The sequence below is a fragment of the Mesorhizobium sp. M0051 genome (assembly GCF_040323235.1).
In the GTDB taxonomy this organism is placed as follows: Bacteria; Pseudomonadota; Alphaproteobacteria; order Rhizobiales; family Rhizobiaceae; genus Mesorhizobium.
On record NZ_JAMYUT010000010.1, the window covers coordinates 92650 to 117242 of the forward strand.

Annotated in this window: 17 protein-coding genes and 1 pseudogene; 9 read left to right on the forward strand and 9 right to left on the reverse strand. The window is 61.8% G+C overall.

Annotated elements, in window-relative coordinates:
- Positions 1–67: 67 nt before the first annotated feature.
- From rseP to lpxB, 7 genes are all read left to right on the forward strand, one after another.
- Positions 68–1210 (forward strand): RIP metalloprotease RseP, encoded by a 1143-nt coding sequence (gene rseP / locus NKJ90_RS12845; RefSeq protein ID WP_023759244.1) that lies wholly within the window; start codon positions 68–70, stop codon positions 1208–1210.
- 217 nt (positions 1211–1427) lie between these two features.
- Positions 1428–3779 (forward strand): outer membrane protein assembly factor BamA, encoded by a 2352-nt coding sequence (bamA, locus tag NKJ90_RS12850; RefSeq protein WP_023759242.1) that lies wholly within the window; start codon positions 1428–1430, stop codon positions 3777–3779.
- A gap of 76 nt (positions 3780–3855) precedes the next feature.
- On the forward strand, positions 3856–4914 hold the full coding sequence (lpxD, locus tag NKJ90_RS12855) for a UDP-3-O-(3-hydroxymyristoyl)glucosamine N-acyltransferase (protein WP_023759241.1): 1059 nt from the start codon (positions 3856–3858) through the stop codon (positions 4912–4914).
- Positions 4907–5374: a 3-hydroxyacyl-ACP dehydratase FabZ gene (gene fabZ, locus NKJ90_RS12860; RefSeq protein ID WP_023759240.1), complete on the forward strand. Its 468-nt coding sequence runs from the start codon at positions 4907–4909 to the stop codon at positions 5372–5374. Before lpxD ends, fabZ begins: the two co-directional genes overlap by 8 nt.
- Before the next feature lie 13 nt (positions 5375–5387).
- Positions 5388–6221 (forward strand): acyl-ACP--UDP-N-acetylglucosamine O-acyltransferase, encoded by an 834-nt coding sequence (gene lpxA, locus NKJ90_RS12865; protein ID WP_023759239.1) that lies wholly within the window; start codon positions 5388–5390, stop codon positions 6219–6221.
- Complete coding sequence (locus NKJ90_RS12870) at positions 6193–7110, forward strand: LpxI family protein (protein ID WP_023759238.1); 918 nt, start codon at positions 6193–6195, stop codon at positions 7108–7110. The genes lpxA and NKJ90_RS12870 overlap by 29 nt, the downstream gene beginning before the upstream one ends.
- Complete coding sequence (lpxB, locus tag NKJ90_RS12875; RefSeq protein WP_352486133.1) at positions 7103–8281, forward strand: lipid-A-disaccharide synthase; 1179 nt, start codon at positions 7103–7105, stop codon at positions 8279–8281. The genes NKJ90_RS12870 and lpxB overlap by 8 nt, the downstream gene beginning before the upstream one ends.
- Positions 8282–8534: 253 nt before the next feature.
- Here lpxB and NKJ90_RS12880 read toward each other — a convergent pair whose 3' ends face one another.
- The 3 genes from NKJ90_RS12880 to gltX all read right to left on the reverse strand — a co-directional run bounded on the left by NKJ90_RS12880 (position 8535) and on the right by gltX (position 14128).
- Complete coding sequence (locus tag NKJ90_RS12880) at positions 8535–10772, reverse strand: adenylate/guanylate cyclase domain-containing protein (RefSeq protein WP_023759236.1); 2238 nt, start codon at positions 10770–10772, stop codon at positions 8535–8537.
- Between the two features lie 417 nt (positions 10773–11189).
- Positions 11190–12518, reverse strand: coding sequence for a citrate synthase (gltA, locus tag NKJ90_RS12885; protein ID WP_031260182.1), 1329 nt, complete (start codon positions 12516–12518; stop codon positions 11190–11192).
- A gap of 185 nt (positions 12519–12703) precedes the next feature.
- Complete coding sequence (gene gltX, locus NKJ90_RS12890; protein ID WP_023759234.1) at positions 12704–14128, reverse strand: glutamate--tRNA ligase; 1425 nt, start codon at positions 14126–14128, stop codon at positions 12704–12706.
- A 100-nt stretch (positions 14129–14228) separates the two neighbouring features.
- On the opposite strand from gltX, the pseudogene NKJ90_RS12895 reads away from it, so the two are divergent.
- Positions 14229–16693 (forward strand): annotated as a pseudogene (locus tag NKJ90_RS12895) (ComEC/Rec2 family competence protein).
- Here NKJ90_RS12895 and lexA read toward each other — a convergent pair.
- The 4 genes from lexA to NKJ90_RS12915 all read right to left on the reverse strand — a co-directional run bounded on the left by lexA (position 16687) and on the right by NKJ90_RS12915 (position 21668).
- Positions 16687–17439, reverse strand: a complete 753-nt coding sequence (lexA, locus tag NKJ90_RS12900; RefSeq protein ID WP_023759233.1) for a transcriptional repressor LexA — start codon at positions 17437–17439, stop codon at positions 16687–16689. The pseudogene NKJ90_RS12895 and the gene lexA sit on opposite strands and share 7 nt — an antisense overlap.
- Positions 17440–17881: 442 nt before the next feature.
- Positions 17882–19129: a kynureninase gene (gene kynU / locus NKJ90_RS12905; RefSeq protein ID WP_352486134.1), complete on the reverse strand. Its 1248-nt coding sequence runs from the start codon at positions 19127–19129 to the stop codon at positions 17882–17884.
- A gap of 80 nt (positions 19130–19209) precedes the next feature.
- The gene (gene kynA, locus NKJ90_RS12910) at positions 19210–20046 is read right to left on the reverse strand and encodes a tryptophan 2,3-dioxygenase (RefSeq protein ID WP_031260180.1); all 837 of its coding nucleotides are present in this window, start codon (positions 20044–20046) and stop codon (positions 19210–19212) included.
- Positions 20043–21668, reverse strand: coding sequence for an AMP-binding protein (locus NKJ90_RS12915; RefSeq protein ID WP_023759230.1), 1626 nt, complete (start codon positions 21666–21668; stop codon positions 20043–20045). The genes kynA and NKJ90_RS12915 overlap by 4 nt, the downstream gene beginning before the upstream one ends.
- A 318-nt stretch (positions 21669–21986) precedes the next feature.
- Between NKJ90_RS12915 and NKJ90_RS12920 the strand changes: the two genes are divergently transcribed.
- Complete coding sequence (locus NKJ90_RS12920; protein WP_023759229.1) at positions 21987–22817, forward strand: hormone-sensitive lipase; 831 nt, start codon at positions 21987–21989, stop codon at positions 22815–22817.
- 46 nt (positions 22818–22863) lie between these two features.
- On the opposite strand, the gene NKJ90_RS12925 is transcribed toward NKJ90_RS12920, so the two are convergent.
- Both NKJ90_RS12925 and moaC read right to left on the reverse strand, forming a co-directional pair.
- Positions 22864–24069, reverse strand: coding sequence for a molybdopterin molybdotransferase MoeA (locus NKJ90_RS12925; RefSeq protein ID WP_023759228.1), 1206 nt, complete (start codon positions 24067–24069; stop codon positions 22864–22866).
- The gene (gene moaC / locus NKJ90_RS12930; RefSeq protein WP_023759227.1) at positions 24069–24551 is read right to left on the reverse strand and encodes a cyclic pyranopterin monophosphate synthase MoaC; all 483 of its coding nucleotides are present in this window, start codon (positions 24549–24551) and stop codon (positions 24069–24071) included. Before moaC ends, NKJ90_RS12925 begins: the two co-directional genes overlap by 1 nt.
- Positions 24552–24593 lie beyond the last annotated feature (42 nt).

Sequence of the window (24593 nt, forward strand, 5' to 3'; positions counted from 1 at the left end):
GGATTCGCCCGGATTGGTGTCACAGTCACGGCGCAATCCGCGCTGTGGAAGAATTTGAGGGTTTGTCTTGAACGAGATTCTTCACGCGCTTTTCAGCACAGAAGGCTTTGTCCTCGGCACGCTGGTGCCGTTCCTCTTTGTGCTGACCGTGGTCGTATTCGTCCATGAGATGGGCCATTACCTTGTCGGGCGCTGGTGCGGCATCGGCGTCAAGGCCTTCTCGATCGGCTTCGGTCCCGAACTCTTCGGCTTCAACGACAGCCACGGCACGCGCTGGAAACTCTGCGCGATACCGCTTGGCGGCTATGTCAAATTCGTCGGCGACATGAGCGCCACCTCGAGCCAGCCCTCGACGGAAGAACTCAAGACGCTGACGGAGGAGGAGCGCAAGGTCGCCTTTCACACGCAGCCGATCTGGAAGCGCGCGGCAACAGTGGTGGCCGGGCCAGTGTTCAATTTCCTGCTGACGATCGTCGTCTTTGCCGTGCTGTTCACTGCCTATGGCCGTTATGTCGCGGAGCCGATGGTGGCCGAGGTGACGGCCGACAGCCCGGCGGCGAAGGCCGGCATCCTGCCCGGCGATCGATTCGTCAGCGTCGACGGCAACAAGGTCGAAACCTTTGGCGACGTCCAGCGCCTGGTCTCGGGCCGCGCCGACGACATTATTACCTTCGTCATGCTGCGCGGCGGCAAGGAGGTCACGGTGACCGCGGCGCCGCGGCTAATGGAACAGGAAGACGCGCTCGGCAACAAGGTCAAGGTCGCCGTGATCGGCGTTGTCAACAACAAGGAACTCGGCCAGCCGCGACTCGTCACCTACACACCCGTCGGGGCGGTTGCAGCGGCCGTCCAGGAAACCGGGCATGTCATCCAGCGCACCGGCCAGTTCCTGCAGCGCTTTGTCGTTGGGCGCGAGGACAAATGTCAGCTGGGCGGCCCCGTGAAGATCGCGGACATGGCCGGCAAGGCGGCGAAACTGGGATTCGAATGGCTCGTGCAGCTGGTTGCAATGCTGTCGGTTGGCATCGGGTTTCTCAACCTTTTGCCGATTCCCCCCCTCGACGGCGGCCATCTCCTGTTCTACGGGGTGGAGGCCGTCATTCGCCGTCCGGTGTCGGAACGGATGATGGAAATGGCCTATCGGGCCGGGTTGCTTCTGGTGCTGTGCTTCATGGGGTTCGTTTTCTGGAACGATCTGTTTGGATGCTGAAATCATGAAGAAATTCGGCTTCTGCATGGCCGATGTTGAGACGCCGTTTACCATGCACGGGGATATGAGTGACGCGAAAGCCACGCCGCAAGGCTAAGTAAATACAAATTAACCAGAAGCCTTGCGTGTAGGGAAAATCCGGTTAATACGGTAGGGGAAATTACCGCACGTCCGGTTTTCTCGCCGTGGGGACTACGAGAAAAGGTTATTAAGCCCGATGAAGGCAGCATCCAAGTTTCTGAGCGCCGCTTCCGCGGTGACCCTGTCCGCGGCTCTTGTCGTGTCAGGCGCTCTCGCAGTGCAGTTCGTTGCCACATCGGCGGCCGAAGCCGCTGTCGTCAGCAGAGTCGAAGTGAGCGGCAACCAGCGTATCGACGCTGAGACAATCCGCAATTACATCACCATCAAGCCGGGCAAGGCGTTCTCCAGTTCCGATATCGACAGCGCCATCAAGGCGCTGTTCGGCACCGGCCTGTTCTCGGATGTGCAGATCAACCAGGTCGGATCGACCCTGGTGGTCAAGGTTGCCGAGTACCAGGTCGTCAACCAGGTGCTGTTCCAGAACAACAAGAAGCTCAAGGACAATGCGCTTGCGGCGGCGGTGCAGCTGAAGCCGCGCGGGACGTTCTCGCAGGCAACGCTCGATGCCGACGTCGAATCGATCAAGGCTGCCTACAAACGTATCGGCCGGGACGATGTGACGGTGACCACGCAGGTCATGCAGCTCGGCGACAACCGCGTGAACGTGGTCTTCAACATCACCGAAGGCGAACGTACGCAGATCGCGGCGATCAATTTCGTCGGCAACAGCGCCTATTCGAGCCGCCGCCTGTCGGATGTGATCAATACCAAGCGTTCGTCGTGGGTATCGTTCATCCTGCGCGACGACGTCTATGACGAGGATAAGCTGCGCGCCGACCAGGAGCTGCTGCGCCGTTTCTACTACAATCACGGCTATGCCGACTTCCAGGTCGTGTCCGCAGTCGGCGAGCTCGACAGCGCGACGAACAAGTACACGGTCACCATCACCGTCCAGGAAGGCGACCGCTACACATTCGGTGACGTCAGCGTCGAAAGCACGATCCCGGAAGTAGACGGCAAGGCACTGGAATCGGTGATCGAGACCCGCAAGGGCGACGTCTACAACGCCAAGGACGTCGAGGATTCCATCATTGCCCTGACCGAGAAGGTGGCCGGTTCCGGCTATGCCTTCGCGCAGGTGACGCCACGCGGCGACCGCAATTTCGAAAACCACACCATTTCGGTGGTCTACACGATCGACCAAGGCACCAAAGCCTATATCGAGCGCATCGAGATCCGTGGCAACGACCGCACGCGCGATTATGTCATCCGTCGCGAGTTTGACGTCAGTGAGGGCGACGCCTTCAACCAGGTGCTCATCCAGCGCGCGAAGAAGCGTCTGGAAAACCTTAATTACTTTGACAAAGTCGATATCTCGACCGTTCCGGGCTCGCAGCCTGACCAGGTCGTTCTGGTGGTCGACGTGGTCGAGAAGTCGACCGGTGAATTCTCGGTTGGTGCTGGCTATTCGACCGGTGGCGATACGGCTGGCCCATCCGTCGAAGGGTCGATCACCGAGCGCAACTTCCTTGGTCGTGGCCAGTTCATCAAGGTGTCGGCAGGCGGCGGCAAGAATTCGCGCGATTACAGCCTGTCCTTCACCGAGCCCTATTTCCTCGGACGGCGTATCGCTGCCGGCTTCGACATCTTTAAGCAGACCCGGAACTACGATCACTACGACAGCGACACCACGGGTGCGACCGTTCGCTTCGGTCTGCCGATCACGGACAGCATCTCGACCCAGTTGGCCTACAACATCTCGCAAGAGAAATATAAGCTGGATGATGATTGCGATCCCAACGCCGGCTGCGACGTTTCCACGGCTATCCTAGACGGCATCGAACAAAGCCCTTGGATCAAGTCGTCGGTCAGCCTCGGGCTGGTCTACAACACCATCGACGATATGAAGAGCCCGCACGAGGGTATCTACGCCACCACGACGGTGGAAGTCGCAGGCCTCGGCGGTGATGCCAAGTTCGTGAAGGTCACGGGGCGCGGCAGTATCTACCAGACGCTGTCGGAGCAGTACGACCTGGTCGGGCTCATTTCAGGTGGCGCTGGCCATGTTGTAGGATACGGCAGCGATGGTTTGCGGATCTTCGATCAGTTCCAAAGCTCCGACCGCATGATCCGTGGCTTCGCCTATGGCGGCATCGGTCCTGTAGACGTCAACACGGGTGACCATCTCGGCGGCACGACCTATTTCAATGCCTCCGCAGAAGCCCAGTTTCCGTTGCCGGTCGTGCCGGAAAGCTTCGGCTTGCGTGGCGCGGTATTCGCCGACGCGGCAACGCTCTATGGAAGCAAGGTCGACACCGCTGGAGTCACTCAGGACTCGGTCGGTATGAAGTTGCGTGCCTCGGTCGGCCTCGGCCTGATGTGGGCGTCGCCGTTCGGTCCGATCCGTATCGACTATGCGATCCCGGTCAAGAAGGAAGCGCGCGACGATGTGCAGGAATTCAACTTCGGCATATCGACCCGCTTCTGATCGGTGGCCAACGATGCTCCCGGGTCTTTAAGGTCCGGGAGAAAATGTTCCGATCTAGCTGGATATAGCTTCTGGAATGACCGATCCGGTGTTCTTCGCGCCATCACGCCGGTATACGGCGGGCGAAGTCGCGAATCTGACCGGCTCGGTGCTTGTCGATTCCGGCCAATCCGATATTTTCATCGATGCGCTCGCGCCGGCCAGCGAGGGCGGCGAGAATGCGCTCGTATTTGTCGACGGCAGGCGTAATTCCGCGCTGATGCCGTCGCTGCGGGCGGCCGCGGTGCTGTGTCCGGCGGAATTTGCGGGCAAGGCGCCGGCCGGCATGGCCGTTCTGGTTCATGCCCGTCCGCAGCAGGCCTTCGCGCTGGTCGGACGCCTTCTGTTTCCTAGGGCGGCGACGCCAGGACCGATGACCAGTGAAACCGGTGTCTCGCCGCATGCTCATGTCGATGTCACCGCGCATGTCGAAGCAGGTGCCATCGTCGAGGCCGGAGCGGTCATCGGGCCGGGAGCGTCGATCGGCAGCGGTACCGTCATCGCGCCCAATGCGGTCATCGGACAATCCTGCCAGATCGGCCGCGACGGTTATGTCGGTCCGGGCGCCAGCATCCAGTATGCCTTGATCGGCAACCGCGTCATCATCCATGGCGGTGCCAGGATCGGCCAGGATGGTTTTGGCTTCGTCGGTGGCGCCAAGGGCCCGGAACGCGTGCCGCAGATCGGCCGTGTCGTCATTCAGGACGACGTCGAGATCGGCTCCAACACCACCGTCGATCGCGGCGCCATGTCCGATACGATCATCGGCCAGGGTACCAAAATCGACAATCTCGTGCAGATCGCCCATAACGTTCGCATCGGCCGCAATTGCATAATCGCCGGGCTTTCGGGTATTTCTGGGTCCGTGGTCGTGGGTGACAACGTCACTATGGGCGGTGGCGTCGGGCTTGCGGATCACCTAACCATCGGGACAGGGGCCAAACTTGCCGCCAGAAGTGGATTTATGAGCAATGTCCCTGCAGGCGAGATCTGGGGCGGTTATCCGGCACAGCCGATGGCGGAAGCCATGCGGGAGATAGCCATGCTGCGCAAGCTCGCCAGGAGCCGCAAAAAGGGCGAGGGAGGCAATGGCTGACATGATCGCGTCGACGACGCTGGAAGCGGTCGACATTATGGGGCTGATAAAGCTCTTGCCGCACCGCTATCCGTTCCTGATGATCGATCGCATCGTCGACATCGATGGCGACGAGTCCGCCGTTGGCATCAAGAACGTGACCATAAACGAGCCACATTTTCAGGGGCATTTTCCAGAGCAGCCTGTGATGCCAGGTGTGCTTATCGTCGAAGCGATGGCGCAGACGGCTGGTGCCATCTGCATCCGTAGCCTCGGGACTGAAAAGCCGTCGCTGGTCTATTTCCTGACCATCGACAACGCCAAATTCCGCAAACCGGTCGTCCCCGGCGACCAGTTGAAGATCTATGTCAAGAAAATCAAGAAACGCGGCAATCTGCTCAAATTCGCTTGTGAAGCCATGGTCGACGGCGCCAAGGCGGCCGAGGCCGAGATTTCAGCCATGATGGTCACCAGCGACTGACGATCGAATGCTTATGAAAATCAAGACATCCATCCATGTTTCTTCCGTTGTGGAGGAAGGCGCCCAAATCGGCGACGGTGTGCGCATCGGACCGTTCTGCCACGTCGGCGCCGATGTCGTGATCGGCGACGGCGTCGAACTGGTCAGTCATATCTCGGTAATGGGCGCGACTTCAATCGGTGCTTCGACCAAGGTCTACCCAATGGCGACATTGGGCGCCCCACCACAGAACACCAAGCACAGGGGCGGCCGCACCACCCTGGTCATCGGCCAGAACTGCACGATCCGCGAAGGCGTGACCATGCATCTCGGCACCGATTCCAGCCGCGGCGAGACGACGGTCGGCGACAATGGCAATTTCCTTGCCTACGCCCACATCGCCCATGATTGCGTGGTGGGCAACAACGCGACGTTCGCCAACGGCGCGACGCTGGGCGGCCACTGCGAGGTCGGCAACAATGTCTATATCGGTGGGCTGACCGCCGTGCATCAGTTTGTCCGCATCGGCGACAACGCCTTTCTGGGCGGCTGCTCGGCGATCGTCGGCGACGTCATTCCCTATGCCATCGCGGTCGGCAACCGTGCCAGCCTGCGCGGCCTCAACATCATAGGCCTGAAGCGCTCCGGCCTGCCGAGGTCCGAGATCCATGTGCTGCGCAAGGCCTACAGGATGATCTTCGACCGTTCCCGCACAGTTGGCGAGAACATCGAATTCGCCAAGGCGGAGTTCGCGTCTTCGCCGACCGCCATGAAAATCATCGATTTCATCTCCAGTCGCGGCAAGCGGCACTACGCTGTGCCGTCGCTCAAGGGCGGCGATGGCGACGATGTCGATGACGAAGACTGAGACAGCGGCAGCGCGTCTTGATCTCCCGCCAGGCGCCAGGGTCGGCATTATCGCCGGCGGTGGCAGTCTGCCCGTAGAGGTCGCGGCCGGTTCGGCTGAACAAGGCTATCCGCCCTTTGTCATCCTGATGGACGGCGAGGTCGACCGCACGGCGGAGCTCTCCCGGTATGAGCATGAAAGCCTCGCTCTGGAAGGCATCGGCTCGCTGATATCGTTGCTGCGGCGGCACCGGATCACCCATCTGGTGCTTGCCGGGGAGATCAAGCGCCGGCCAAGACTGACACAGCTGCGTCCAAGTCTCGGTCTGCTCGCAGTGATACCGGTCGTTGTCGCGGCGCTGGCGCGTGGCGATGATGGCCTGCTGAAGGTCTTGGCGCGAGGCCTCGAAGCGCGGGGAATAAAGGTCGTCGGCGCCCATGAGATCGTGCCGAACCTTGTCGCTGCCGAAGGCGTGCTGACGAAAGCCTCGCCAAGGAAATCCGACTGGCGCGACATCGAGGCCGGCCTTGCGGCGGCAAAGGCCATAGGGGCGCTCGATATTGGCCAGGCGGCGATCGCCGTCGGCGGCCGGACCATCGCGTTGGAAGGTATCGAGGGAACAGCAGGACTGCTCGACCGTGCGAAGCTGCTGCGTGGCCACGGCCGTATTGCCGGCAAGACCCGCGGTGTCCTGGTCAAGTGCGCCAAGCCTGGTCAGGAACTGCGCGCGGATCTTCCCTCCATCGGCCCGCAAACGGTCGAAGCCGTGCATGCGGCCGGGCTTGCCGGCATTGCCGTGGAAGCGGGACGTTCGCTGGTTCTCGAAGGCCCGGAAACCATCGCGCGCGCCAACGCGCTTGGTCTGTTCGTCATTGGTCTGCCTGCCGCGACGGAGCCACGCAATGGTTGACAGGGCATTGAAGATCGCAATCGTTGCCGGCGAGGAGTCCGGCGATCTGCTCGGTGCCGACATCGTGCGTTCGCTCAAGCAGGCTACCGGGCGCGACGTGCGACTCGTCGGCCTCGGCGGTCGCCATTTGCAGGCACAGGGACTGGTCCCGCCATTCGATGCCGGTGAGATCGCCCTCATGGGCTTCAGCGCCATCCTGCGCGACCTGCCGCGGCTGATGCGGCGGATCAACGAGCTGGCCAGGAGCGTTGCGGACGAGAAGCCTGATTGCCTCATCACCATCGACAGCCCGGACTTTTCGTTGCGCGTCGCCAAAAAGGTCCGTGCGGCCAATCCATCGATCCCGATCATCCACTATGTCTGCCCGAGCGTCTGGGCGTGGCGGCCGGGCAGGGCGGCGGCGATGAAGCCCTATGTCGACCATATCCTCTGCATCCTGCCGTTCGAGGTGAAGGAGCTTGAGCGGCTGGGCGGCCCCCTGGGCACCTATGTCGGGCATCGCCTCATGCATGATGCGGGCGTGCTCAGCGCGGCCAAGGCACAGGACCTGCCGCGCGACCTTGCTGCGGACCGCGTGAAGACGCTGCTCGTTCTGCCCGGCTCGCGGCGCGGCGAGGTGCGTCGGCTGCTCGATCCGTTTGGCGAAACCGGGTCGATGCTGCGCGCGCGCGGGCACCGCCTGCGGCTGTTGCTGCCGACAGTTCCGCATGTCGCCGACCTGGTCAAATCCTCGGTAAACCGTTGGGATGAAAAGCCTGAGATCATCATCGATCCGCAGCGCAAATGGCAAGCGTTCGGCAAAGCCGATGCCGCACTCATCGCGTCCGGGACGGTGTCCCTGGAACTGGCGCTGGCCGGTGTGCCGATGATCTCCTGCTATCGGCTCGATCCTGTCGCGCGCGTCGTCGCGCCGTATATGGTTTCGGTCTGGTCGGCACTGCTGCCCAATCTGATCTCGGATCGAGCGTTGATCCCTGAATTCTACAATGAGTACGTCAAGCCGAACAATTTGGCTCGGCAATTGGAGGCGCTGTTTGCCGACAGCGGCATGCGGGCCTGGCAGAAGCAAGGCTTCGCCGAGATCACGCGGCGCATGGCGACCGAGAAGCCATCCGGAGAGATCGCTGCGCAGGTCGTGATGCGGTACATTAAGAGAGCGAATAGCGAATAGGAAGAAGGCCGTTCTCACCGCCTCGGTCTATATGAGGGCATAGCGTTGGTTTCCCGCTAAACAACGCCAAGGGAGATCAAATCGCGAACACGAACCGGATGGTGTGCTGAACTTCTCTGTGGGTGGAACGTTGCCCTTCTCTCGTCGGTGGGAACGAGCAAGCAGCGCCACTTCCGGTCATTTGCGGTTATGGCGAACAAGGTCGCATGTATATCCGCAAGCAGACTTTCGGGCTTTTGCGGCATTTTGGAGTTCACTTGACGACCGAAAACTCGAACTGGTCCCCGCGGTAAACGGCCTTGTATTCGTCGTCGCGCCCTGGCGTCCTGAACACATTGCGAAAAATCGCCCCACAGCTTGTCAGTTCTATGGGAAAGGCGTTGCACAAGAAATCGCCTTGCACCCACGAGGTTCCTACGCGGCTCCTCTGGCCAACGGTCTCGCTGACGGCGCCGTCGACCGAGGTTGTGCGCTGCATCGGCAGGAACGTGGGCATTACCAATTTTCCGCGCGTTTCGTGCCCGAACATGAGAGACTTTATTTCCGCCCCTGTGAGCCGGTCCTTCGGATTCATGCCTGCCTTTGCCAATGCCGACAGCTCTGGCACACCTGCCTTGGTCAGCCCGGCCAAAAGGCGTTCGATATCGGCTGTATTCTTGAACACCATGTAATCCTGGGTCATCAACTGGCTCGGCTCCCATTCCATTCTCTGCGCAACAACCTTCCTAAGCGTTTCCAAAGCCGCCGCGGCCTGGTCTGTGCGCCCAAGATGCCCATAGGCCGAAATAAGGACCTGCAGGGCATAAAATTTCGCCCGTGGATCGGCCGATATAAGGTCCATCTTCTCGATAGAGCGAACCGCGTCCTCAAACTTCTCCTGGCCGAACTCGGCCAGTCCGGCTTGGTAGCGCCTGTAGTCCATCCACGAGTTTGGGTCGACGCGCGCAGCCGCATCGAGATAGCTAAGCACTTCCTTCGGCCTGCCGTTGAAATTCAGAGCATTGGCCAGCGAGAGATAATTCCAAGTATCGCTGGGATCTAGCGCCACCGACTTCAGAAGAACGGTAACTGCGTCGTCCGAGTCGTGCTCGCGGACCATCAACTCGGCGACGAGCTGATAGTAGCCCGGCGAAGGATACCTGGCCGCCGCTTCCAGGGTTTCATAGATCTTGCCCTGGGCCACGTCGGTCGTAAGCCCCATTACTACGACCCGACCGACATCCGCGTCCCAGTAGGCCCAGGCGAGCTGGGCGTACGCCGCGCCGAAATCGGGGTCGAGTTGCACGGCTTGCTGGAAATACTTCACAGCCTGCGCAAACTCCTCGGGCGTGTTGATACGGTTGTAGATGTCCATCCCCTTGAGATAGGCCTCATAGGCCTCGGGATTACTGGTGCCTCCGGCCCGGGTAGCCGGCGCGCCGCTCACCAGGCGGAGCTGGAGCGCACCCGCGATGCTGCTGACAACGCTGTCCTGCAGCGCGAATACGTCTGCCCACCGGCCGTCGAAACGCTCCGCCCAGAGATGTCTGGAAGTCGAGCCATCGATCAGCTGCGCATTGATGCGCATGTCGTCGCCGACGCGGCGAATCGAGCCTTTCAGCAGGTACCGGACGCCCAATGCCGCCGCAATCTCCGCCGGCTTTGGGTCCTTGTCCTTGTAAGCGGAGGCCGCGTTGGGGGAGAAGACGAAAAGACCCGGCACACGCGCCAGTGCGGTCGTCAGATCCTCGGTGAAGCCGTTGGCGAGATATTCTTGTTCCTTGTCGTCGCTGAGATTGTCGAAGGGCAGGACGACTAGCGAGGCCCGGGTGTCGGCTGCCTCGCTGACGGTCGGAACGGCAAGCTGTGCAGGCCTCTCCCACGGCTGCCACCATGCTACTGCAAGGCCGAGAGCCAGGACGAGAACACCCGCCGTGACTGGAAGACGCCAGGCGCGCGGCTGGCGGCGAGCATGGAGGGTCTTGCCCGCTGCCGCTGGATCAAGCAGTACGCGATACGCCCGAACTGGTTCGGTGATGTTCTTAACCCTCTGTTCGCCCATTGACGCAAATGTGAACGCTAGCTTCCTCTCGACCTCCTTGGCCACTTTTCCCGAGACGCAGATGCCGCCCGGTTCCGCTAACTGCTGAAGTCTGGCCGCGATGTTGACCCCATCGCCATACCGGTCGTCGCCGTCAACGATCACCTCGCCGAGGTTGATACCGATCCGCACCAGGATCTGTTCCGACTCGGGAAGCGAGGCGTTGCGCTCGGACAGGCCGCGCTGCAGCGACACTGCACATTCGACGGCATCGACGACACTGCCGAATTCGGCCAGCATCCCATCGCCCATCAGCTTGAAGATATGGCCGTGGTGGCGAGCGATTTCGGGTTCGAACAGCTCTTTGCGTCCGGCACGAAGGCGCTCGAATGTACCGGCCTCGTCGCGCTCCATCAGAGACGAATAGCCCACTACATCTGCGGCTAGAATCGCGGAAAGCTTGCGGTCCATTGTTGGCCTGGCCCCGGCGGAACATAGCATTGGTTGTTCCGATAAGAAACTGACCTCACCAGCACTCAGCAAATCCCTATTTTCCGCGCGTTCATTGATGGCTGATGCGGCGACGGTTGACCAATATCGTATTCTACCACATTCAAGACATTCGAGCTTACCTGTCGGAATGGCTCGTTTGGGTCATGGATGTGAATTCGGCCGAGCGGGTGGGAGCATATTGCCTTCTCCGGCGACTTCCTTTGGGATCGAGCAGCCAAAGCAGCCGGCCGGAAAGCTCTCAATCTGTCCGCGAAACAGCGGGCAGCATGACGATGTTCAAGCTTCGTTCCCCCTTAGCGTTGTTTAGCGGGAAACCAACGCTATGCCCTATATAAAAGTCCCTATTCGCTACTGGCTATTCGCTATTCGCTCCCATCACCGCTTGGCGATCGGCACGTAGTCGCGCTCCGGCGCGCCGGTGTAGAGCTGGCGCGGGCGGCCGATCTTCTGGCGCGGATCCTCGATCATCTCTTTCCACTGCGCGATCCAGCCTACGGTGCGGGCGACCGCGAACAGCACGGTGAACATCGTGGTGGGGAAGCCCAGCGCCTTCAGCGTGATTCCGGAATAGAAGTCGACATTCGGGTAGAGCTTCTTCTCGATGAAATAGGGATCGGTCAGCGCGATCTTCTCCAGTTCCATAGCGATGTCGAGCAGCGGATCGTCCTTGATGCCGAGCTCGCCCAGAACCTCGTGCGCCGTCTTCTGCATGATCTTGGCGCGCGGATCGTAGTTCTTGTAGACGCGGTGGCCGAAGCCCATCAACCGGAACGGGTCGTTCTTGTCCTTGGCGCGGGCGATGAACTCCGGGATATTATCGACATGGCCGATCTCGCCCAGCATGTTGAGCGCCGCTTCATTGGCGCCGCCATGGGCCGGCCCCCACAGGCAAGCAATGCCGGCGGCGATGCACGCGAACGGGTTGGCGCCAGAAGAGCCGGCGAGCCGAACGGTCGAGGTCGAGGCATTCTGCTCGTGATCGGCATGCAGGATGAAGATGCGCTCCATGGCGCGCGCCAGCACCGGGTTGATCTTGTATTCCTCGCATGGCACGGCAAAGCACATATGCAGGAAATTGGCGGCGAAATTCAGCTCGTTCTTCGGGTAAATGAAGGGCTGGCCGATGTGGTATTTGTAGGCCATCGCGGCGATCGTCGGCATCTTGGCGATTAGCCGCATCGACGCCACCATGCGCTGATACGGGTCGGAGATGTCGGTGGAATCGTGATAGAAAGCCGACAGCGCGCCGACCACGCCGCACATCACGGCCATCGGGTGCGCGTCGCGGCGGAAGCCGGTGAAGAAGCGCGACATCTGTTCGTGCACCATGGTGTGGCGCGTCACGCGGTAATCGAAATCGTCCTTCTGCGCCTTGGTCGGCAATTCACCGTAGAGCAGGAGATAGCAGACCTCGAGGAAGTCGCCGTGTTCGGCCAACTGGTCGATCGGGTAGCCGCGATGCAGCAGTATGCCGGCGTCGCCGTCGATGAAGGTGATTTCGGATTCGCAGCTTGCGGTCGAGGTGAAGCCGGGATCGTAGGTGAAGGCCCCGGTGGTGGTGTAGAGCGAAGCGATGTCGATGACGTCAGGCCCGACAGAACCGCTTCTCACCTTGAATTCATGGGTCTTGCCGGCGAATGCAAGCGTTGCCGTGGCCTCCTGGCCCTTGCCGCCCAAGTCCAGTTTTTTAGCAGCGTCGGTCATTGCAAACTCCTTCTTGTTTCCTCATGCCGGCAAAGGCAAAAATTCCGCAGAGCGACACGTTGAGATCACCGCAATGCGCGTATTCGCCACCGCATTTCAGGAGGTGCGTGCCAGATTGGGCCAAGGCCTAATGTTGCACTGCGAAACCCGCCTTTCAATGCCAATCTTCTTGGGCCAGTTTGCTCCTAATCGATTTGGTCTTCTATGCGCGCCAGGCTTTCCTCGCGGCCGAGCACGGCAAGCACATCGAACACGCCCGGCGAGGTGCTTTTGCCGGTCAAAGCGGCGCGCAGAGGTTGGGCCACGGCGCCGAGCTTGTGGCCACCAGCCATGGCAACCTCGCGGATCGCGGCCTCCGCCGAGGCGGCCGTCCAATCACTTGTAAGCCCATTCAAAGCTTCGTGAGCGCCGCGCAGGATCTTGCGGGCATCGTCATTGAGCAGAAGGGCCGCCTTGTCGTCGATCGGTAGTGGCCGGGTGGCAAACAGGAAGGCAGCACCATCGACGAGTTCGACCAGCGTCTTGGCTCGCTCCTTAAGGCCCGGCAACGCGGCCAGCAGCTGCGCCTTGTTGCTGTCGTTCAGGCGCGCGGCCATCGCCGGGCCGCCTTCGAGATAGGGCAGGGTGGCGATGAAGATATCGAACAGCTCGGCATCGCTCATGCGGCGCATATGCGCGCCGTTGATCGCCTCCAGCTTGGCGAAGTCGAATCGGGCCGCGCTTTTGTTGACGTCACCGATGTCGAACCAGGAGATCATATCGTCGATCGACATGATCTCGTCGTCGCCGTGGCTCCAGCCCAAGCGCGCCAGGTAGTTCAGCAATGCCTCCGGCAGATAACCCATGGCACGATAGGCTTCGACGCCGAGCGCGCCATGCCGCTTCGACAGCTTGGCGCCATCGGCACCGTGGATCAACGGGATGTGCGACATCGAGGGCACGGCCCAGCCCATGGCGTTGTAGATCACAGTCTGGCGCGCGGCGTTGGTCAGATGATCGTCGCCGCGGATGATATGGGTGACGCCCATGTCATGATCGTCGACGACGACTGCATGCATGTAGGTCGGATTGCCGTCCGAACGCAGGATGATGAAATCGTCGAGATCCTTGTTGGGGAAGCGTACCTCGCCCTGGACACGGTCATGGACAATCGTCTCGCCCTCGGTCGGCGCCTTGATGCGGATGGCACCCTTGTCGCCTGCAGGCGCCTCTGAGGGGGCGCGGTCGCGCCAGCGGCCATCATAGCGGGGCGGCAGGCCTTTGGCTCTGGCGGCCTCGCGCATCGCCTCCAGTTCGGCCGGCGTGGCATAGCAATAATAAGCCTTGCCCAGGCGCACGAGTTCCTCGGCCACCTCGCGGTGGCGCGGCGCGCGCTCGAACTGCGACACCGGCTCGCCGTCCCAGGTCAGGCCGAGCCAGGAAAGTCCGTCGAGAATGGCAGCCGTCGCCGCGTCGTTGGAGCGTTCGCGATCGGTATCTTCGATGCGCAGCAGCATCGTGCCGCCGGTGTGCCTTGCATACAGCCAGTTGAACAGCGCCGTGCGCGCGCCGCCTATATGCAGGTAGCCGGTGGGCGAGGGAGCAAAACGGGTGACGACCTTGTCGGACATGTAACTCTCGGAAACCATCTGAAGCGGGTGCGGTGCGCGGACTTTCGCGCGCCCGGCGTTCATGTAGCATAGGGTGTCGAGGGCGCAAGGGGCAGACCCGATGGCTGGACGAGGCTGGGGCTCGGATCAGGACGAGGACGCTGTCATTGGCGTCAGCGAGCGGTCCCTGTTTGCAGCGCCACTGCCAGCTTCATTGCCGCCGCCATCGCCCCTTGTGCCGGCACCCGACAAGGCGCCTTTGCAAGCCGGTGTCTCCGCCCCTGTTCCAACTGCCGAAGCCAGCAGGATCGTGCGCTTGCGCCGGCAGATTGGCCTGATATCACCGCCGCGCCTGCGCAATAGCTGGCCATGGCGGCGGGCCTGGAACTCGACCGAGGCGTGGCCTTCCTGCTGGTGCCGGTCTGCCTGGCAAGCGGGGCGATCGGCTATTTTTCGCTTGTGGCGGAGCCGGACTTCGCAAAGCCTGTCGCAGTTGTCATCTTGGCGGGGCTCTGTGCGCTGGTCTCGCGTTCCTGGCCGAAAACCCATATGTCCTTCATGGCGGCGCTTTTGTGTACACTCGGCCTGCTCGCCGCGAAGGTCGAGACATGGCGAGCCGGAACGCAGATGCTGGGCTCGGAAATCTCGACGCAAGTGACCGGCCGGGTCGTCTCGCTCGAACGGATGGAGAGCGGTCGCATCCGGCTGACAATCGACGTGGCATCGACTGCAAGGCCGAAACTGCGCTATGCGCCGGAGCGGGTGCGGCTTTCGGCACGCAATATCCCGGCGGACATGACCGCCGGTTCCCTGATCACTGGGTATGCCAAGCTGTTGCCACCGACCGGGCCGGTGCGGCCGGACAGCTACGACTTCTCCTTCGACAGCTATTTCGCCGGCATCGGCGGCAGCGGTTTCTTTCTCGGCAATCCAAAACTTGTCGTCACCGAGGACGATAGCATGCCGCTGGCGGCCCGGCTTTCCTCGGGGATCGAAAAAGCCCGTGAAGCCATTGCCGATCACATTAGGGGCAGCGTCGGTGGCGCCGAAGGCGAGATCGCCGCGGCGCTGATCGTCGGCGTTCGCGCCGGCATTCCCGATGACGTGAACGAGGCGATGCGGCGTACCGGCATCTATCACATCATCTCCATTTCCGGACTGCACATGGCGCTGGTCGCTGGCACCATCATGGGTTTGCTGCGTGGCGCCTTCGCCCTGTTTCCGGATTTTTCCGCGCGTCGCCCGGTCAAGAAGTATGCTGCGGCTGCCGCACTGTTCTCGATCGCCGCCTATCTTATCATCTCAGGCGTCGTCGTTGCCGCCGAGCGCAGTTTCATCATGCTGGCGGTGATGCTGATTGCCGTTCTTTTTGATCGGGCAGCACTGACGATGCGCAATCTGGCGATCTCGGCGATCGCGGTCATCATGGTGTCGCCGCATGAAGTGGTCGGCCCGAGTTTTCAAATGTCGTTTGCCGCGACGGCCGCGCTGGTCGGTGCCTATGCCGGCTGGGCGGATCATCGTGCGGGGAAGGCGAGGCCACCGCCGCCAAAGCGATCCTTGCCCGGCTTCCTGACGCGAAAATTCCTGCTGGCGGCAGGCGGCCTTGCCATGACCTCCATCATCGCCGGCAGCGCCACGGCGCTGTTTGCCATCTGGCATTTTCAGCGTGTGTCGCCGCTCAGCCTGTTCGCCAACCTGGCCATCATGCCTATCGTAACAGTCGTGATGTTCCTGGCTGTCGCCAGCGCGCTGCTGATGCCATTCGGGTTGGACTGGCCGGCCCTCTATCTGATGGGCAAAGGCCTGACGGTGATGATCGCGATGTCCGGATGGATTTCCGAGCGTTCGCCAGTCGACGCAATCGGTTTGATTTCGCAGCAATCCGTCGTGCTGGTGACGATTGCCTTGGTCATCGCGACGATGGCGACCACATGGTTGCGGCTCGCAGCGCTTCCCTTCGCGCTTGCCGGCCTGTTGACCGTCTCGGATACGCGCGTACCTGACGTGCTGGTCTCGGAGGATGCGAGGCTGGTGGCGCTGCCGATTGGCGGCGGCGAACTCGCGGTCAGCCGGGCCAGGCCGAACGAATTCACCGTCGACAACTGGAAGCGTGCGCTGACATCCGAAAGCATTATCGCGCCGGAGGTGTTCGACGAAGGCGACGGGCAATTCGACGTCGAGGATGCGGCTGAAATGCCGCCGGGAGCGCCATTCTATTGCACATCAGGCGTTTGTCTCGCCAGGCATCCGTCCGGAGCTATCATTGCCTATGTCGAGGACCGAAAGGACACCTGGAAAGCCTGCGGCTTCGCCGACCTGATCGTCATCAACGACGCGACGGCCTATGACGCTTGTCACAACCCGCTGGTTCTCGTCATCACCAAACGGCAACTGGCTCGCAATGGCAGTGCTGCCGTCTTCTTCGATCGCCAGTCGGCGACCACGCCGGCAACGGTCAGCTTTGCGGTGGGTAGGCCCTACCGGCCTTGGCACGTGCAACGCAAGTTTTCGCGTGAGGCGAGGGGCCTGCCGCCCTTCAAGAGACCGGACAAGCCCGTCGTTAAACCGCAGCTGCCTCAGTAACGGCGGATCAGGCCGACAAGCTTGCCCTGCACCTTGACCCGGTCTGGTCCGAAAATCCGTGTCTCATAGGCCGGATTGGCGGCTTCGAGAGCAATCGAGGCACCCTTGCGGCGGAACCGCTTCAGCGTCGCTTCCTCTTCATCCACCAGCGCCACGATGATCTCGCCAGGGCTCGCCGTATCGGCGTTGCGGATGATGACGGTGTCGCCGTCGAAGATGCCGGCCTCGATCATCGAGTCGCCCTTGACCTCCAGCGCATAGTGCTCGCCTCCCATGATCATGTCCGGCGGCACCGAGATCGAATGGGTCTGGTGCTGGATGGCATCGATCGGCACACCGGCGGCGATGCGCCCCATCACAGGGATCGACACGGCGGAGACCACGTCGTCGTCATTGCCGGCTGAAGGCATCCGTGAAGACGCCGGCTTGATCTGCCGGCCAAGGCCGCCCTGGCCGAGACTGGCCTGACCAAGACTGCCCTGGATGACGCTAGGCGAGAACTTTTTCGCCGCGTTGAGGCCGGGCGCGATCGAATCCGGCAGCCGCAGCACTTCCAACGCGCGCGCCCGGTTGGGCAGCCGGCGAATGAAGCCGCGCTCTTCCAGTGCCGTGATCAAACGATGAATCCCGGATTTGGAGGCAAGGTCGAGCGCCTCCTTCATCTCGTCGAAGGATGGCGGAATGCCGCTTTCCTTCAGGCGTTCATGAATGAACATCAGCAGTTCGTGTTGCTTGCGTGTCAGCATGGCGGCCCCCAGGGTACCTAAAACCAGAATCAGAAAACAAACCCAGAACAAACACTATATGTTCCAGTTGTGTTCTGCAACCGTTTAAAGTTTAATGAATCTGTTAAGGCCGCTGAAATTATTTGGCGCGCGCCAGCGCGCTTGGGTGATCACGGCATGCCGTCACAAGGCGCTTTCCGGCATTGAAATTGTTATGGTTAATGGGCTGCCGCCCATCGTTGGCCCAAGCTTTGGCATGAGCTGCCCATGGATCCGCGACGGGGCATTTCCAGCCTTCCATGCGTTCGTCTGCCGTGAACGAAACGAAGCCAAAATGCCAACCTTGGTTAATTTGTTGATGCCAGTGTTGGCCAGCAGCGGCAACCGGATTTGTGCACTGGAAATTCGTCCCTCCATCATCCGACCAAGAGGCAACGATGCGACAACAGTTGGGACGACTGCGTCAGGTCACGGCCTCCTTGACGGCGAAACGCTGGTCCTTCCATGCATCCGTTCGCAGAATGTCTTCCAGCACCTCGACCGCCAGCCACACGTCCTTGTAGCCGACATAGAGCGGCGTAAATCCGAAACGGATGGTTGACGGCGCGCGGAAGTCACCGATCACTCCGCGCTCGATCAGCGCCCGCACGATTTGATAGCCATGATCGTGAACGAACGACACCTGGCTGCCGCGCCTGGTCGCGTCGCGGGTGCTCTCCAGCGTGAGGCCATAGGCACCGCACTTCGCTTCGACGAGCTGGATGAACAGTTCGGTCAGCGCGACGCTTTTCTTTCGCAATGCCGCCACGTCGACGTCGTTCCAGATTGCGAGCGCACCTTTGAGCGCCCGCATCGACAGGACCGGCTGCGTGCCGCACAGAAAGCGGCGGATACCGGTGCCGGCAACATAGCCTCGTTCGAAGGCAAAGGGCCGTGCATGCCCCCACCAGCCGCTGAGCGGCTGGCTGATCGCGCCGTGGTGGCGTTGCGCGGCATAGATGAAGGCTGGCGCGCCTGGACCGCCGTTGAGGTACTTGTAGGTGCAGCCGACAGCGAAATCGGCTTTTGCATGATCGAGCTCGACTGGCAGAGCGCCAGCGGTGTGGCATAGATCCCAGACGATCAGCACTCCGGCCGCATGAGCTATGCGCGTCAGCGCCGCCATGTCGCGCAGTTCACCCGATTTGTAATTGACGTGGTTGACCAGCACCACCGCGACGCTTTCGTCGATCAGCTCTTCGATGGTTGGCGCGTCGACGCCCGCGAGGCGCAGAAGGACCCCATCGCGGGTCGAGGCAACGCCTTCGGCGATGTAGAGGTCGGTGGGAAAACTGTCAGCCTCGGCGACGATCGCCGATCGGCCGGGCCGCATCTCCATCGCGGCATGTAGCACCTTGTAGATGTTGATCGACGTCGTGTCGCAGACAACAGTCTGTCCGGCTGCGGCCCCGATCAAGCGTCCGAGCTGGTCGCCAAGTTCGATCGGCATCTCGAACCATCCGGCTGTATTCCAGGCCCGAATGAGATCCTTGGCCCATTCCTCGGTGGCCGCCTGCTGCAGCTCGCCGAAAACGGCATGCGACGCTGCCCCAAGCGAATTGCCGTCGAGATAGATCACCCCCTCCGGCAGAATGAAACGATCGCGCATGGCGCGGAGCGGATCCGTGGCATCCATCGCTTCGATTGCAGCGAGATCAGGAATTCCACTCATGGTCAGTCAGTCCTCGGTTGTTCGCGAAGGTTTTCCGCTGCAAGCGCGCCCTCGATGTGCCTGTTCTCATTTCGATTGTGTCAAAGCCGGGTACGGACTGCCCACAGCTCCGGAAACAGCACGACCTCGAGCATCTTCTTGAGATACGAAGCACCCGACGTGCCGCCGGTGCCGCGTTTCAGGCCGATGATGCGCTCGACCGTGGTGACGTGGTTGAAGCGCCAGCGGCGGAAATAGTCCTCGAAGTCGACCAGCTTCTCGGCCAGTTCGTAGAACATCCAGTAGCGCTGCGGGTCGCGGTAGATGGTCTGCCAGGCGACCAGAACCTCTTCATTCTCGGTTCGCGTCTCACGCCAATCCGTGCGCCTGGCATCGGTGCCGATGTCGAATCCGTTGCGCGCCAGAAGCAGCAGCGCTTCGTCGTAGAGCGACGGCTCCGCCAGGATCGCCTCCAGCTTGCCGCTGAGGTCCGGCCGGTGCTTGTGAGGGCCCAGCATGGCGAGGTTGCGGTTGCCGGCCATGAACTCTATGGCGCGATACTGCCAGGACTGGAAACCCGAGGACTGGCCGAGTGCATCGCGGAACTCGGTATATTCGCTGGGCGTCATCGTGCGCAGCACATCCCAGGCGTTGTTGAGCTGTTCGAAAATGCGGGCGACGCGCGACAGCATCTTGAAGCTTGGCTCGAGGCGATCGGCGCGGATCGAGCGGATCGCAGCGCCAATCTCGTGCAGGGCGAGCTTCATCCACAGTTCGGAGGTCTGGTGCTGGATGATGAACAGCATCTCGTCATGCGCCGAAGACAGCGGCGTCTGGGCCTCCAGCACTTTCTCCAGGTGCAGATAGTCGCTGTAGGACATGCTCTCCTTGAACGACATCTGTGCGCCTTCGGACGCCGGATCGTAGGGTTCGCTCAATTGATCTTCTCCGTGCGCAGCCGAAAACGCTGGATCTTGCCGGTCTGGGTCTTGGGCAGCGCGGCGATAAATTTCACCGATCGCGGATATTTATAGGGCGCGATCGTTGCCTTGACGTGGTCCTGCAGGCGCTTGGTCGTCAATGCGTCCGGCGCTACGCCCTGCACCAGCACGACGTGCGCTTCGACGATCTGGCCGCGTTCGGCATCTTCCGTGCCGATCACCGCGCATTCGGCAACATCCGGGTGCGACAGGAGTGCCGCCTCGACCTCGGGTCCGGCAATGTTGTAGCCGGCGCTGACGATCATGTCGTCGGAGCGCGCGGCGAAATGGAAGAAGCCGTCTTCGTCCTGCGTGAAGGTGTCGCCGGTGAGGTTCCAGCCGTCGCGGACGTAGTCCTTCTGCCTGTTATCGGCCATGTAGCGGCAGCCGGTCGGTCCGCGCACCGCCAGCCTGCCGGTCGCGCCGCGCGGCAGCTCGCGCATCTCCTCGTCGACGATGCGCGCCTCGTAGCCGCCCACCGGCTTGCCGGTCGACGCCGGCTTCATGTCGTCAAAGCGGTTGGAGATGAAGATGTGCAGCATCTCGGTGGCGCCGATGCCGTCGAGGATAGGCTTGCCGGTCTTTTGCGTCCACTCTTCGAAAACCGGAGCGGGCAAGGTTTCGCCAGCCGAAACGGCGACACGCAGCGATGACAGATCGGCCCCTTCATCCATGGCCTTCAGCATGGCGCGGTAGGCGGTCGGCGCGGTGAAGGAGACGGTCGCCTTATAGGTCTCGATGATGTGTATCATGTTGGGCGGCGTCGCCTGTTCCAACAGTGTCGCTGCCGCACCGAAGCGGAGCGGGAAGATGGCGAGCCCGCCAAGGCCGAAGGTGAAGGCCAGCGGCGGCGAGCCGACAAAGATATCGTCCGGTGTCACCCGAAGGATTTCGCGTGCGTACGCATCGGCGATGATCAGGAGGTCGCGGTGGAAATGCATCGTCGCCTTCGGCACGCCAGTCGTGCCCGAGGTGAAGCCGAGCAGCGCGACATCGTCGCGGCCGGTGTCGACGGCGGTGAACGTCACCGGCTTATCGAGAGCGGCACGGTCGAGTTCAGCATCATGGTTGGCGGTGCCGTCGAAGCCGATGACCTGTTTGAGGAACGCGCTGTCCTTGGCGCAGGCTGTCATCTCGTCCATCAGCCTGGTGTCACACAACGCGATGGTGATTTCCGCCTTGTCGACGATCTTGGCAAGCTCACCGGCGCGCAGCATCGGCATGGTGTTGACGACCACGGCGCCGACCTTGGTGGCGGCCAGCCAGCAGGCGACCATGGCGGGGTTGTTGGCGGAGCGGACCAGCACCCGGTTGCCCGGCTTGACGCCGTAGTTCTCGACCAGCGCGTGGGCTAGCCTGTTCGTCCAGTCGGACAGTTCCTTGTAGGTGCGGCGGCGGCCATTGCCGATCAGCGCGGTGTGGTCACCGAGGCCCCTCTCGACCAGCCTGTCCGTCAGTTCGACGCCGGCATTGAGACGTTCGGGATAATCAAAGCCGTCGAGCAGGAAATCCGGCCACTGCTCCGGAGGCGGCAGGTGATCGCGCGTGAACGTGTCGATATGCGCTGAAGGCCCAAGCATGTCGCCGCTATCCCGTCTGCTGCCTGGCCAGTGCGCGATGTGCCTGACCTGTGTGGTGGATTTGAAGTTCCTGTCTTTCGCGGGAGGTTTTCGTACCGCCAATCGTGCCAGCTCGACTATGCCACCGGGAAAGGACGAGCATCTACGGGGTCAGGGCAGCACAGCAGACCTCCCATTTCGTCGGCTGATCGTCTTGTCAGGATCGCACCAGTCGAAATTTGTTTCAAGCCTAAAATGTTTTGGCCTTGAAGCATTGACGCATGGCGTGCCGGTGGCCATTGCTAGCTCACAAGCGATGCCGTTTTGGGGGAGGCGCAGATGTTCGAACGTCACATTGTCGATTGGGATGATGCCTATGCCAACGGCGCGAACATCGCCGGCAGTGACCGCTGGCCGGCTGCGTGGGCGGAGCCAGCGCAAGCATTTCGTGATGCGCTCTCAATGGAGGGCCGGGCACGGCTCGACATCGCCTATGGTGACGGACCGCGCAATCGGCTCGATCTTTTCCTTCCCAATGTCGCGCCCAAGGGGTTGGTGGTAGTCCTCCACGGCGGTTACTGGCTGGAGACCGACAAGAACATGTGGTCGCACCTCGCCAATGGCGCGGTCAGCAGCGGCTTTGCCGTGGCGATGCCGTCCTACACGCTGTGCCCGGACATACGCATTGCCGGTATAGTCGGGGAAATCGGCGCGGCTATCGGCAAGGCAGCGGCAATGATCGACGGGCCGCTGATGCTGACGGGACATTCGGCCGGCGGCCATCTCGCAACTCGAATGGTGACGATATCAACGCCTCTGGCGGCCGATGTGGCGCGGCGCATACGCCATGTCGTTTCGATTTCAGGCCTCCACGACCTGCGTCCGCTTATGCGCACCGGGATGAACAAGGCACTGGCAATCGACGAAGGGGAGGCGCTGGCTGAAAGCCCGGCGCTGCTGCGACCCATGGACGGCGCCCGCATCACCTGCTGGGCTGGTGGTGGTGAGCGCGCCGAATTCCTGCGCCAGAACGCGCTGCTTGCCAACATCTGGACCGGCCTCGGCGCCACCACCAGCACCGTGGTCGAGCCCGACCGTCATCATTACAACATTGTCGATGGCCTTGCAGATCCGGCGCATCCGCTGACACAAGCCTTGATCTCGGAATAGCCGAGCACAATTTTCACAACTCTATTAAAGGTTTGCCGGAGCTTCTTCAGCGCAGCATCAGCACGCTACAGGCCTCGCCCGCAGCGGCTGCGGGGGCAAACGGCGCACGCACGATCAGCCCGTTGGCGTCGGCCAGCATTCTCAGCATCGAGGAATCTTGGATGCCGAACGGCGTCGCCACCAGCGCGCCATTGTCTTCCCTGACCACCGCCCGCACATAGTCCTGGCGCAGATCATTGGCCGGCATTGCGGCACCCAATCGCGCCGGACGAATGTCCTGGCGATAGTCGCGGCCACCGAGCCGCGCCAGCAGCGGCTTCAGGAACAGCTGCGAGCAGACCAGGCTTGCGACCGGGTTGCCGGGTAGGCCGATGCATCTAATGTCGCCAAGGCGGCCGAACATCAGCGGCTTGCCGGGACGCATGGCGATTTTCCAGAAGCCGAGCGTCATGCCTTCGCCGGTCAGCACGTCATGGATTAGGTCGTGATCGCCGACCGAGGCGCCTCCAAGCGTGACGATGACATCCGCGCCGGCACTGACCGCCTCTTTCACCAAGGCTGCAATCGCGTCCTTGCGGTCGGCGGCAATGCCGAGATCGAGCGCGTGGGCGCCGACGGATTGCGCTGTCGCGGCAACGCCATAGGCATTGGATGAGATGATCTGGTCCGGCCCAAGTTCGCTGCCGGGCGGCAACAATTCGTCGCCGGTGGCGATGATGGCGACCAGCGGCCGTTTTACCACGCTGACCCGGGAATGGTTTGCCGAAGCCGCCAGCGACAGCGCCGCCGGATCCAGCACGCGGCCTTTTTCCAGCAGCACGTCGCCTTTTGAAAAGTCGAGGCCGATGCGGCGGATGTTTCGCCCTTGGGCGGTTGGTTCGATCACTTCGACGTCGCTGCCACCGAGATCCCTGACATTTTCCTGGACGACAATGGTGTCGGCGCCTTCGGGCAGCGGCGCACCCGTGAAGATGCGCACGGCCTGAGCGTGGCTGACGGTGCCGTCAAAGCCGCGTCCGGCCGGCGCCATGCCGATCACCGAAAGTCGCGACGGCACCGACGCCACATCGATAGCGCGGACTGCGTAGCCATCCATGGCGGAAGCGTTGAAGGGCGGCTGGGTACGCAGCGCAACAAGCGGTTCCGCCAGCACGCGATCCGCCGCCTCGAACAGGGGAACGTTTTCGCCGGCCAAAGGTGCTGCACCCTCGAGCAGGCGCTCGAGCGCTTCGGCGATTGGAACCAGCGCCATCAGGCGCCTGCCTTGTACGCGCCCGACTTGCCGCCGGTCTTTTCGACCAGCCGAACGCCGGAGATGACCATGGCGCGGTCCACCGCCTTGGCCATGTCATATATCGTCAGACAAGCCACCGAAGCGGCGGTCAGCGCTTCCATCTCGACGCCCGTCTTGCCAGTGACGCGCGCCAGTGCCGTGACCTTTAGGCCGGGCAGGGCATGGTCCGGCTCGATGTCGACGGAAACCTTGGTCAGAAGCAGCGGATGGCAGAGAGGGATCAGTTCATGTGTCTTCTTCGCCGCCATGATGCCGGCGATACGCGCGGTGCCGAGCACGTCGCCCTTCTTGGCGTTGCCGGCGAGAATCGTCTTCAGGGTCTCGGGCTGCATCGCGACAAAGCCCTCGGCGATCGCCGTACGTGTCGTCTCCACCTTGTCGCCGACATCGACCATGTTGGCCTCGCCCTGCGCGCCGAGATGGGTGAGGCCTGATGTCATCGTCAGATCGCCATAGAGCGACGTGCGTCCGTTCGGACGCAC

Coding starts and splice junctions, on each gene's coding strand:
- bamA (WP_023759242.1), top strand. CDS start 1,428: ATGAAGGCAGCATCCAAGTTTCTGAGCGCCGCTTCCGCGGTGACCCTG.
- lpxD (WP_023759241.1), top strand. CDS start 3,856: ATGACCGATCCGGTGTTCTTCGCGCCATCACGCCGGTATACGGCGGGC.
- fabZ (WP_023759240.1), top strand. CDS start 4,907: ATGGCTGACATGATCGCGTCGACGACGCTGGAAGCGGTCGACATTATG.
- lpxA (WP_023759239.1), top strand. CDS start 5,388: ATGAAAATCAAGACATCCATCCATGTTTCTTCCGTTGTGGAGGAAGGC.
- NKJ90_RS12870 (WP_023759238.1), top strand. CDS start 6,193: ATGGCGACGATGTCGATGACGAAGACTGAGACAGCGGCAGCGCGTCTT.
- lpxB (WP_352486133.1), top strand. CDS start 7,103: ATGGTTGACAGGGCATTGAAGATCGCAATCGTTGCCGGCGAGGAGTCC.
- NKJ90_RS12880 (WP_023759236.1), bottom strand. CDS start 10,772: ATGGACCGCAAGCTTTCCGCGATTCTAGCCGCAGATGTAGTGGGCTAT.
- gltA (WP_031260182.1), bottom strand. CDS start 12,518: ATGACCGACGCTGCTAAAAAACTGGACTTGGGCGGCAAGGGCCAGGAG.
- gltX (WP_023759234.1), bottom strand. CDS start 14,128: ATGTCCGACAAGGTCGTCACCCGTTTTGCTCCCTCGCCCACCGGCTAC.
- lexA (WP_023759233.1), bottom strand. CDS start 17,439: ATGCTGACACGCAAGCAACACGAACTGCTGATGTTCATTCATGAACGC.
- kynU (WP_352486134.1), bottom strand. CDS start 19,129: ATGAGTGGAATTCCTGATCTCGCTGCAATCGAAGCGATGGATGCCACG.
- NKJ90_RS12915 (WP_023759230.1), bottom strand. CDS start 21,668: ATGCTTGGGCCTTCAGCGCATATCGACACGTTCACGCGCGATCACCTG.
- NKJ90_RS12920 (WP_023759229.1), top strand. CDS start 21,987: ATGTTCGAACGTCACATTGTCGATTGGGATGATGCCTATGCCAACGGC.
- NKJ90_RS12925 (WP_023759228.1), bottom strand. CDS start 24,069: ATGGCGCTGGTTCCAATCGCCGAAGCGCTCGAGCGCCTGCTCGAGGGT.
- moaC (WP_023759227.1), bottom strand. CDS start 24,551: ATGACATCAGGCCTCACCCATCTCGGCGCGCAGGGCGAGGCCAACATG.